Origin of the sequence: Acinetobacter sp. RF14B, assembly GCF_006864105.1 — a bacterium.
Taxonomy (GTDB): domain Bacteria; phylum Pseudomonadota; class Gammaproteobacteria; order Pseudomonadales; family Moraxellaceae; genus Acinetobacter; species Acinetobacter lwoffii_C.
Window position 1 is genome coordinate 49,785 of sequence record NZ_SMTB01000006.1, and the last position, 10,543, is coordinate 60,327.

At 44.6% G+C, this 10,543-nt stretch carries 6 protein-coding genes and 1 pseudogene; 4 read left to right on the forward strand and 3 right to left on the reverse strand.

What is annotated here, in order from left to right; all coding sequences use genetic code 11:
• Positions 1-21: 21 nt before the first annotated feature.
• On the reverse strand, positions 22-885 hold the full coding sequence (locus E2K52_RS02210; protein WP_151203372.1) for a class I SAM-dependent methyltransferase: 864 nt from the start codon (positions 883-885) through the stop codon (positions 22-24).
• A gap of 128 nt (positions 886-1,013) precedes the next feature.
• Positions 1,014-2,036 carry a beta-N-acetylhexosaminidase gene (gene nagZ, locus E2K52_RS02215; RefSeq protein ID WP_151203373.1) on the reverse strand — a complete coding sequence of 341 codons (1,023 nt, stop codon included), beginning with the start codon at positions 2,034-2,036 and terminating at the stop codon, positions 1,014-1,016.
• A 199-nt stretch (positions 2,037-2,235) separates the two neighbouring features.
• On the opposite strand from nagZ, the gene E2K52_RS02220 reads away from it, so the two are divergent.
• The 3 genes from E2K52_RS02220 to E2K52_RS02230 all read left to right on the forward strand — a co-directional run bounded on the left by E2K52_RS02220 (position 2,236) and on the right by E2K52_RS02230 (position 7,858).
• On the forward strand, positions 2,236-4,422 hold the full coding sequence (locus tag E2K52_RS02220; protein WP_151203374.1) for a carboxy terminal-processing peptidase: 2,187 nt from the start codon (positions 2,236-2,238) through the stop codon (positions 4,420-4,422).
• A gap of 390 nt (positions 4,423-4,812) precedes the next feature.
• Positions 4,813-6,867, forward strand: a complete 2,055-nt coding sequence (locus E2K52_RS02225) for a putative bifunctional diguanylate cyclase/phosphodiesterase (protein ID WP_151203375.1) — start codon at positions 4,813-4,815, stop codon at positions 6,865-6,867.
• 346 nt (positions 6,868-7,213) lie between these two features.
• Entirely contained in the window at positions 7,214-7,858 is a 645-nt protein-coding gene (locus E2K52_RS02230; protein WP_151203378.1) for a hypothetical protein, read from the forward strand.
• Here E2K52_RS02230 and E2K52_RS02235 read toward each other — a convergent pair.
• Entirely contained in the window at positions 7,855-9,048 is a 1,194-nt protein-coding gene (locus E2K52_RS02235; RefSeq protein ID WP_151203376.1) for an MFS transporter, read from the reverse strand. The two genes, E2K52_RS02230 and E2K52_RS02235, sit on opposite strands and share 4 nt — an antisense overlap.
• Positions 9,049-10,028: 980 nt before the next feature.
• Here E2K52_RS02235 and E2K52_RS02245 point away from each other — a divergent pair.
• Positions 10,029-10,543: pseudogene (locus tag E2K52_RS02245) on the forward strand (NAD(P)(+) transhydrogenase (Re/Si-specific) subunit alpha); the annotation flags it as partial.

Consider the following 10,543-nt stretch of genomic DNA (forward strand, 5'->3'; position numbering starts at 1 on the left):
AAAATATAAAAAACAGCGTGATCAAACGCTGTTTTTTTTCACCGCATGCACCATCCAGACCAGATCGCCTAGATGTTCATCCTGCTGAATGTCCTGATTTTCAGGACGAGGCTCGACAAAATAACGTTGTGGTTGTTGTACTGTAACCCGAGTAAATCCGGCCTGCTGGAAAAACTGTTGTAACTCCTGTGGAGATTTAAAGTGAAAGCTAAATGCACTGCGTGACATGAATTTCAGTAGACGACTCGAAGCCCAGATAAAGTTGGCCAGTCGGTTTTTGATGGGTTCCGGGTAAATATCACTCAAGTAATGCACTTCACTAAAGTTTTGGCCATAGTCGGTTATGCCTTTAAGCAGAGTAAATAACATGTTCTGGTCAAAATAATTGATCAGGCCTTCGCTAATGACTACCAAGGGCTGTGCAGGGTTAAACACCTGAAAAACCTCAGCCAGTTCTTCTGAAAAAATATCGGCGCTGAGTACTTCTGGAGCAGTTTGATCAATCTGGCGCAAGGCAGCAGTTTTGGTTTTGGCCATCTCTGGTAAATCCAGCTCGCGATAATTGAGCTGGGGGAATTTCTGTCTAAAGTTCCAGCTGCGTGGCGACAGGCCTGAGGCAATTTCCAGAACCTGTATAGCAGGATGTTGCTGAATTAATTGACACAGATGTTCATCAATCATCTGGTGGCGTTGCTTGAGCGTAGTACGCATACTGCCCCCCACATAATGTTCCGCCCAGGACTCCAGCGGATGCACCATTTTTGCCAGAAATTTGCCTTTAGAAGTGGCAAAGACCGGATGGGAGATGCCCATTTTGTACCAGATATAGCCAGTATAATGTGCGGTAAAAGAAATATGGCGATGTTGTGAAAGTGCATCTGTCATGGGGTTCTGACCTTATTGTTTTTTTAATTGAGGCTCAATTGAGCTAGTTTTCTTGCATCATAATCAAAAAGGAACACTTTGTCGTGTTCCTTTATCGTATTGGAGAGTTTAAAGCAGCAGCAAAAATCTTAGAGCATCTGTTGCTTAAACACTAAAATTTCATCCCGGATCATGCGCCAGTCATCGCCTAAGTCCAGTTCTGCTCCAATCTGAACGGCCGGAATTTTGCCGCGCATACGTTCTAAACGCTGCTGATCTGGCAGAGGTAAATCCTGAATAGCTTCAAGAGCAATACACTGTGCAGCACGGTCATTACAGACCAGACCCATATCACAGCCAGCTTTTAATGCAGCCTGAATACGTGCATCGGCACCTCCGGCGACACAGGCAGCCTGCATGCTTAAATCATCGGAGAACAAGACCCCGTCAAAGCCAAGTTCCTGACGTAAGACCTGTTGAATCCAGAACTCCGAGAAGCCTGCCGGATTTGGGTCAACTTGACTGTAGATGACATGAGCCGGCATGAGGGCATCCAGTTGCGACTGCAACTGGATAAAAGTCTGCATATCTTTTTGGCGAATATCTTCATAGCTACGCATATCGATGGCAGCAGCAATATGTGAATCTGCCTTGACTGAACCATGTCCCGGAAAATGCTTGCCAGTTGAGGCCATGCCGGCACGTTTTATGCCTTTGAGAAAAGCGCTGGCAAGCGGAACAATATCCTCAATCTTTTTGGCAAAACTGCGATCACCAATTACATCGCTGATGTCATTTAAATCCAGGACCGGGGCGAAGCTGAAATCAATCCCGACTGCTAACACTTCGGTTGCCATCAGCCAGCCACATTTTTCTGCCAGTTCCAAGGCCCGGGCGCTGTCTGACTGATAAAGCTCACCAAATTTTCCCATAGCGGGTAGCAGGGTAAAGCCCTGCTTCAAGCGTTGGACCCGCCCGCCTTCCTGATCCACGGCAATCAAAATATCCGGGCGAACTTGGCGCATATGATCAGTCAGGGCACGGACTTGAGCGGGTGACTCGATATTTCGACCAAACAAAATGACGCCGCCGACTTGCGGTGCAGTCAATAGTTGAATATCTTCTGAAGTGAGGGTAGTCCCTGCGATGTCGAGCATCAACGCGCCAATCATATAAGAATCCGTTTGATAATTTTTAGAGAAAAACAATACCTGAATTTTGCAATGATTTGCTACACTTTGTCAGCACAGAATATGATAAAACTACACGACATAAACATATTAAGTTGTTTAAGATGCTGAATACTTTAGATTCTGCTCAAAAAGCAACACGGTCAAATTGGTCCTTAGGCCAAGGAAGTACGAATTATTTATGAAATTTCAAACATTAGCTTGTGCAGTTGCGATTGCAACAGGCGGATTATTTTTCACCCATGTCGTAAATGATGCGATTGCTGCCAATAATACCGAAGTGGTCAGCAAGGTACTCCAGCCGACTCAAGAGCAGGCTTTGGTATCTCGTCAGCTGGCAAGTCTGGTAGACCGTCAACACTATTTGAATATGCGGCTGGATACACAAACCTCTCAACGTATCTTGGACTTTTATATTGATAGTCTTGATGCAGATCACAGCCTGTTTTTGGCCTCTGAAGTTGAAGACTATAAAAAACGCTTCGGAGCGAATTTTGGAGCTAGTCTGAAAGCGGGTAATCTGGCTGGTCCTTATGAAATTCATGAGAAATACCGTGAGCGTTTGGGGCAGTTCTACACGTTCATGCTGGAAGAGCTGAAAAAACCGCAAAACCTGCATCAATCCAATGTTTATATTGAAACTGACCGCGAGAAGTCACCGTTCTTTAAAACAGAGGCTGAACAGCGCGCACACTGGTCGAATATGCTGGTTTCTCAGCTGATCAATCTGACGATTAGTAAAGAAGAAGAACAGGCGAAGCAAAAGGCATTAAAGGAAAATCCTGAACTGGCCAATGGTCAGGATCTGACTGGACCGGAAGATTTGACCCCAGCACAGACGCTGACCAAACGTTATACCCGTCAGTTAGAGCGTTTGAGCCGGATCAAGAGTGATGATGTACTCGACAAAACGCTTAATGCCATGATGTTGACGTATGATCCGCACAGTAACTATTTCCCGCCAGTCGATGCGATGGAGCTGAACCGTCAGACCACCCTGCAACTGGAAGGAATTGGGGTGTCGATTCGCCCTGAACGTGGCAATGAAGATTACACTAAGATTGAAACCATTGTCGAAGGTGGTCCTGCTAGCAAGTCAGGTCAGGTTAAATCAGGTGACCGTATTATTGGTGTGGCGCAAAATGGCGAACAGATGGTGGATGTCATTGGCTGGCCAAGCAATGAGATCGTGGGTCTGATTCGTGGTAAGCGCGGCACCAAAGTCAGCTTGCGTCTTTTGGGGGCTGGTGCAACCATGGGACAGGCGCGTAATGTGACGCTGGTACGTGATGTCATTCAGGAAGAAGATGCCGGTGTGCGAACCCGTACGGTAGACATTCAACGGGATGGTAAACGCTATCAATATGGCGTGATTGAAATTCCGTCTTTCTATCTGAATTATCGTGCCCGTCGGGCAGGAACGGACTATCGTTCCGTTTCGGAAGACACCAATAAAGCCTTAAAAGAGCTGGCTGCAAAAAATGTAGCCGGGATCATTGTTGACCTGCGTAACAACCCGGGCGGTTCGCTGGAAGAAGTGGCACGTATGTTAGGTCAGGTGATCAAGTCTGGTCCGGTCGTCCAGATTCGTGATGGCAACGGCAATGTTAGCATCTTTGAAGATGATGACGGCGGCGCACAGACCTATGCTGGTCCGTTGGCGGTCATGGTAAATCTGGCCTCTGCATCTGCCAGCGAAATCTACTCGGCGGCGATTCAGGATTATGAGCGTGGGATTGTGATTGGCAGTACCACTACAGGTAAGGGAACTGCACAGGTGCAACTGGATTCGCTGGCTCATGGTCAGGCGACCTTGACCCAGCGTAAATTCTACCGGGTGACCGGGGGAAGTACCCAGAACAAGGGGGTGATTCCGGATATTAAACTGGTGGATATTTATAATGAAGAGTTTGGTGAGCGTAAAGCGAAGAATGCCCTGAAATGGGATACCATTCCGACAGCTCCGTTCAAACGTGAAGGTGTGGTGCAAAAATATGTACCGGAACTGGCTAAGCTTTCACAGCAACGTGTATACCAGAATCCGCAGTTTAAATATCTGGAACAACGTAAACAGGTTATGAAAAAAGCGGATGAGCAAAAGCGTGTAGTGCTGGACCTGAAACAGCGTAAGGCAGAGCTTCTGGCCATAGAGCAGCAAACCTTGGATGCTGAAAATGTACGCCGTAGCGCCACTGGTCTGAAGCCTTATCCAAACTGGGAAAGTTATCAGGCTTCTATGGATGCCTTAATTGAGACACGTGCCAAAATGAAGGCCAAAGACCGTCCGGCCTTGCCTGAGGAGGAAGCGTTTGTGATCGAAGCTGCCAATGTCTTGCATGATCATGCAAAATTGCAGGGTAAATCCTAAGTTAAAATTTCTAAAAGCAGCCTGTGGATACAGGCTGCTTTTTTATAGTAGAAACTATATAAAAATCTATATAAAAATTAGAAGGATAAATTCTATTTATATAGGGAAAAAGAAAAAAACTGTGACTCTAGTCGAATAATTCAAGTGAACTTTTTAGTTTTAAGCATTTGCTAAAGTCCAAAAGCCTCCTAATATATTCAGGATATTTTTTTCCTTGCAAAAGTATAGATATTTAGAATGGCAAGGCTTATTTAAAATGAAAAAAATAGGGTAGTGATTGCCTTCTAATAGGAGGAAAATTCTATTTAAATAGAGCAGATTGAGCTGGATGGATGTGGCAAGACAGGTGGAGAGCAAAATAAAAATGACAGGTCAAATGGAACACTGTAAATGATGGATATGCATTATGATGTGAACTTGGCCTTGGGATCAGCATTGATGGCTCTGGTGATGTGCTATTTTGCTGTTTCATTTGAGCAGAAATTGTTGAGCAGCCAACCGCTTGAATCTAAAAAAATGCTCATACTCGGGGCAGGTGCCTTGTTTACTCTGGCGATCTGGTCAGTTCACTTTATTGGTCTTGTTGCAGGCCAGTGGCCAGTTCAGCTGAATATGAATTTTGAACTGAATACTATTTCGTGTCTGATCGCCTTTACCAGCTCAAGCCTTGCTGTCTGGTTGATCACCTGCCCGATTTTACCTTTGGCCCGTCTACTCCTCAGTGCCATCGTGATGGGACTCGGTATTGCCGGTTTGCATTATATTAGCATGAGGGGTTCAAGCATCGACCATTACAATAGTGCTTATGATCCGCTCGTCATACTTTGTTCGGTGCTGGTGGCTATCGCGGGATCGGGGCTGAGCTTCTGGATCGTCTATAAATACAGATATTCCAACTCTCCCATTCTGATCCGGTCTATGGCTGCCAGTTTTTTTACCCTTAGCCTGATTGGTCTGCATTATGGGGGCATGGCCGGTGTCAGTCTTTCTAGCGGGGCTGAGCAGCTTAAGCCGATTAATTCTTTCAGCGTCGAGGTTTTGCTGGCCCTCGCTTTGATCAGCAGTCTGATACTGTTAGGCGCCCTAAGCGTGGCAATATGGGAATCTCGCCTTAACTATCGCAACCTGCAACTGGCCTGGGCCAATAAAGAAATTGAGAATCGGGGTATTCAGGATACTTTGACCCAATTACCCAACCGTTTATATCTGACTGAATATGTGCAGCAACTATTTTCTGCGCAGCAGCCTCAGCAGAAGTTTGCCTTTTTATATATTGATCTGGACCGCTTTAAAGCGGTGAATGATGTCTTTGGCCACCTGTCTGGAGATCAGTTATTGATCCAGTTCAGTCACCGTATTGATTCTTTGCTCGATGAACATACGCAGTTACTGCGCATAGGCGGTGATGAGTTCCTGCTGGTCATGGAAAATACCGCTGTTGAGCAGGCTTCAAACATGGCGGAACAAATACTAGAGCAGATTCAGGATGGTTTTCTGATCAATGGCAAAACGATTAATATTTCAGCCAGTATCGGTATAGCCTTATATCCACAACATGGCACCAATCTACAAGATCTTCTGGTCAATGCAGATACCGCTATGCTGAATTCCAAATATCAGGGCCGTAACACCTATTCGCTATTCAATTGTTCTTCTGAACAGCATGAAAATAAAAGCCAGTCCAAACTGATTAATGATTTATATAAAGCGGTAGAAGAGCAGCAATTTATTCTATTTTATCAGCCAAAATTTAATTGCGATGATCAGATTTGTGGGGTAGAGGCCCTGATTCGTTGGCAGCATCCCTTACATGGTCTGCTGGAGCCGAGTATGTTTATTGGCGGTGCTGAAAAAACCGGCCTGGTGCTTCAGATAGGATATTGGGTCTTGGAACAGGCCTGCAAGCAGATTCAGCTCTGGGAGAAAAGTAAAACTGATTTTTTCCCGCTGGCGGTGAATTTATCTGCAGTCCAGTTTGAGCATAAGCACCTGTGCAGTACACTGGAGAAGCTCTTAAAAAAATACGCTATTCAGCCTGGCCATCTGATGATCGAGATTACTGAAACCACTGCGATGCATTATATTGATGCCAGTATCCGGACCCTGGAGCAATTGCGTAATATGGGGATTCAGTTGGCGATTGATGATTTTGGTACCGGACATTCCAGTTTTTTATATCTGAAAAATTTGTCCGTTGATGAGCTGAAAATTGATAAGGAATTTATTCAGGGGCTGACTGAAGGTTCAAAAGAAGAAATGATTCTGGAAAGTATTATCCAGTTGGCCAACAAGTTAGGTTTAAAGGTGACAGCAGAAGGGGTAGAAACGAAACAGCAGGCTAATATCCTGATCCGTCTTGGTTGTCAGCAGATGCAGGGCTATCTGCTGGGTAAGCCGATGACTGTTGAGCAGCTTGAAGCATGTAATTTTCTCGGCTTGGATTAGAGTTTACAAGGCCGTCCTGATGCTTGGGCTTTTCTGTCTTCAACTGTTCAGCCCTCCCTCCAATTATCATTAAATACGGTATAGAGCATTGGGTAGACAGAATCAGTTCAATCTATAACTGAAAATTTAGCCCAAAATTGGATTGAATAACGACCGGATAGCGCCGTAAATCAGCCTGATTCCAGACTAAACGGTGTAACTTCAGATTAACCTTCATCTTTTGATACAACTTGAAGGGGGCAACAACCAGGAGGAGTAAAAATAAACTAGCAGTCACGTATTAACAGTATATTTTTATATTTTTAAGGCTAAGATAAAGAAAACGAGACAAATAAGGAGAATAATGGTGTTATTACTGGAGGAAATTTATAAAATCAAAAAACCTCAGTATTCCCAACATTTTAATTTGCGAGTTCAGCGAGGATTAAGCTGGTTAAAGAAGTCGATCGAGCTGGATCAGGAGCTGGAATTTAAGTTTATCAGCCTATGGATCAGCTTTAATTCTATTCATGCCCATGAAGGTGCGGTCAATCCGGAGCAGCATTGCCTGCATCAATTTCTGGAACAGCTTTGCCAAAAAGATGTGGACCAGAAGCTGAGCCATATTGTCTGGGAGAAATACAGTCAGCCAATTTTATCCCTTTTAGACAGCCCCTATACTGATCAGGGTTTCTGGGATTATCGCCATCATAAAATCAGCCTGCAAAGTTGTCAGGAAGCATTAGCCCAGCAAAAACACCAGCTGCAACAAACGCTGCAAGAGCGTAATTTAAGCAAAATTTTATTTGCAATTTTTAATCGTCTGTCCACCTTACATCAACAAATGTTGCAGGGAGGCACCACCTGTCACAGTGCGCTGAATCGAAAACAGTTACAGGATGGCTGCCGGGTTCTAGCCGCCTTAATGCCGGTCTTTATCCATATCCTGCTAGAAAATTCGGCTGCGCTGGATTCGGGCAAGCCATTTTATCCGGCTGTACAAATGAGTTAATGTTGAGTCCGTATGCGAGATTGTTGCCATTGATCAAGCATTATAAACAGGATAGCGCCGAGGGCCAGGCCAAGGCCGAATAGACAGGTCATCTTCCAGCCACCGTGATGCCAGGCATATACACCAAGTGCAGAACCACAGGCGCCACCAACAAAATACAAGGTCATATAAATAGAGTTAAGGCGTGATTTGGCATCTGGGCGTAACTGGAAAATCACGTTCTGATTGCAGCTATGGATAATCGCTAGGCCAAGGTTAATCAGGGCATAGCCGAGTATATAACTGATTAAGAACATGCCACCAAAATATAAAAATAACCAGCTTCCGGCCAGAAGCGAACCGCCCATCCAACTCAGCTGCTTGATATACCCCCGATCAGCCCATCTGCCAATAAACCGTGTCGACAATGCACCAAAGACACCCACTATAGTCACCAGACCGACTGTTACATCCGAGAGAAAGAACGGTTGCTGGGTTAATAGTAAGGCAATTGTAGAAAACAGCATACTCATCGCGGCAAAGGCGCAGGCCCCGATTAGCGAGCGAAGTAGCAAGCGTGGTTCCTCACGCAGTAAAAGTCCCATGGACTTGAAAATAACACCATAAGTCAGGCGCATACGGGGCATATTCGGCAGTTGACCTTTCAGATAAACACCTAGAACCAGCAATGACATGCTGCTCAGGGCATAAATTGTTTTCCAGTGAAACAGTTCAGAAAGCAGTCCCGAAATACTGGTAGAAAGTAAAATACCCACCAGTAGGCCACTCATCAGAAAACCCACCACTTCTCCAGTTTTTTCCGGTTTTACCGCCATCGTGGCCAAAGGAATTAAAATTTGCGCAGCCACCGAAAATAACCCGGCAAGCATCGTTCCGATCCAGAGCATAGGCAGGTTGGTGGCCATGGCACAGATCAGCAAGCCCAGGGCTGCACCAAACATTAACAAAGGGATTAATCTGGTTTTATTCAGCATATCGCCCAAAGGTACAATAAACAGCAGACCTAGGGCATAGGACACCTGGGCAATGGTCACGGTAAGAGCCACCTGAGATTCAGGTACCTGATAGTATTCCTGAATGGAAGAAATTAAAGGCTGAGCATAATAGTTGGCCCCGGCACATAAACCGCATGCAATCGCCATCAGCCATAAGAGGGATTTATTTTGACTGATATCGAGAGAGGGTTGCATAACAGATACCTTATATAAGAGGGAAAGCAGCCGCAATTGCAGCAAAAAATACAGAAATTGCAGATACTATAGACCAGAAATTTGAATGCTAAAGGTAGCAAATATAGCCAGAACTGTAACGCAAATGGAGATTATCAAACTGCTTAAACGAGTCTGTACGCGGGATTTCGACAGATCAGAGTTAATTAAGCGGATATATTTCCAGCAGGAACAGGAGAAATAGTTCCCATGCTACTAAACTTATAGAAAGCTGCCGGGCTGGTTGTGGAGTAAAGAGCAAAGACTGGATCACTCTTCGCCCAACTTTGGTGCAAAAGAGCAGGAGTAGAGATTTAACCTGGGGGTTGAGTATTAATTCAGGAAATAGTTCAGAATATTTTTTTCAATTGTCCAGCCTTCAGTTTTAGACTTACATCGCCTATATACACGTCATAAAAATAAGCCGGACTTATCACTATTAATTCATATTTTTTATAAGTAAACGCCTAAAAAGTTATAGGAAAACAGAGGGTTTTTATGCAAACGTCTTTGCTGGAAAGATCAGCCTAAATTTGTCAAAAAAGTCAAAAACTCAACCCTACATGCTGGAAAAAGTACCCTATTGAGGGCTTTAGCAGAGCTTTGGGAAAATACCCGACCGAGCTAGAAACATCAATTTTTTTGTCAGAATAATCAATGTAACAAAATAAATCAGAATACTGGAGGTGCTTAAAAGACAAGAAAGCTGGTTTATTCTTCAAAAAAATAAATATCGTTTATAAATTCGGCAAATCAAAACAGAAGGCCGAACTGAAGAATATTATATGAAACCATCATTTTTATGAATCATCAGTTCAAAATATGGGTATTTATTAAATAAATAATAGGTAGTATTTTCTAGAAGTTTATTTAGAATCCAAAAATTCAACAAAAACACATCCTGAGGGGAAACATCGTCAATCACGATGTTTACTTAAGAAAAATTAGCTTGAGGAACGCTCATGCAGATTGGAATTCCAGCCGAAACTGTCATCGGTGAAAATCGCGTCGCTGCGACGCCTGAGACAGTAAAGAAATTGATCAGCGCTGGTCATAGTGTGGTGATCGAACGTGGTGCAGGGCTAAAAGCTGCCTATATCGACAGTGCCTATGAGCAAGTTGGCGCCAAAATTACGGATGATGCCTACACCGGTAGCCAGATGATTTTGAAAGTTCGTGCACCGAAAGGTGAGGAAATTCAGAAGTTGTTTGCCAATACCACGGTGGTGGCAATGTTTGATCCATACCGCAATACCGAGCTTGACCAGTTCGCGGCACAGAATGTGTCTGCATTTGCACTTGAGCTTTTGCCGCGGACTTTGTCCCGTGCGCAAAACATGGACGTATTGTCATCGCAAGCCAACCTGGCAGGCTATAAGTCTGTGCTTTTGGCGGCTGCTGAATACCAGCGCATGTTTCCAATGCTGATGACTGCTGCGGGTACGGTGAAACCGGCCCGTGTGGTGATCATGGGGGT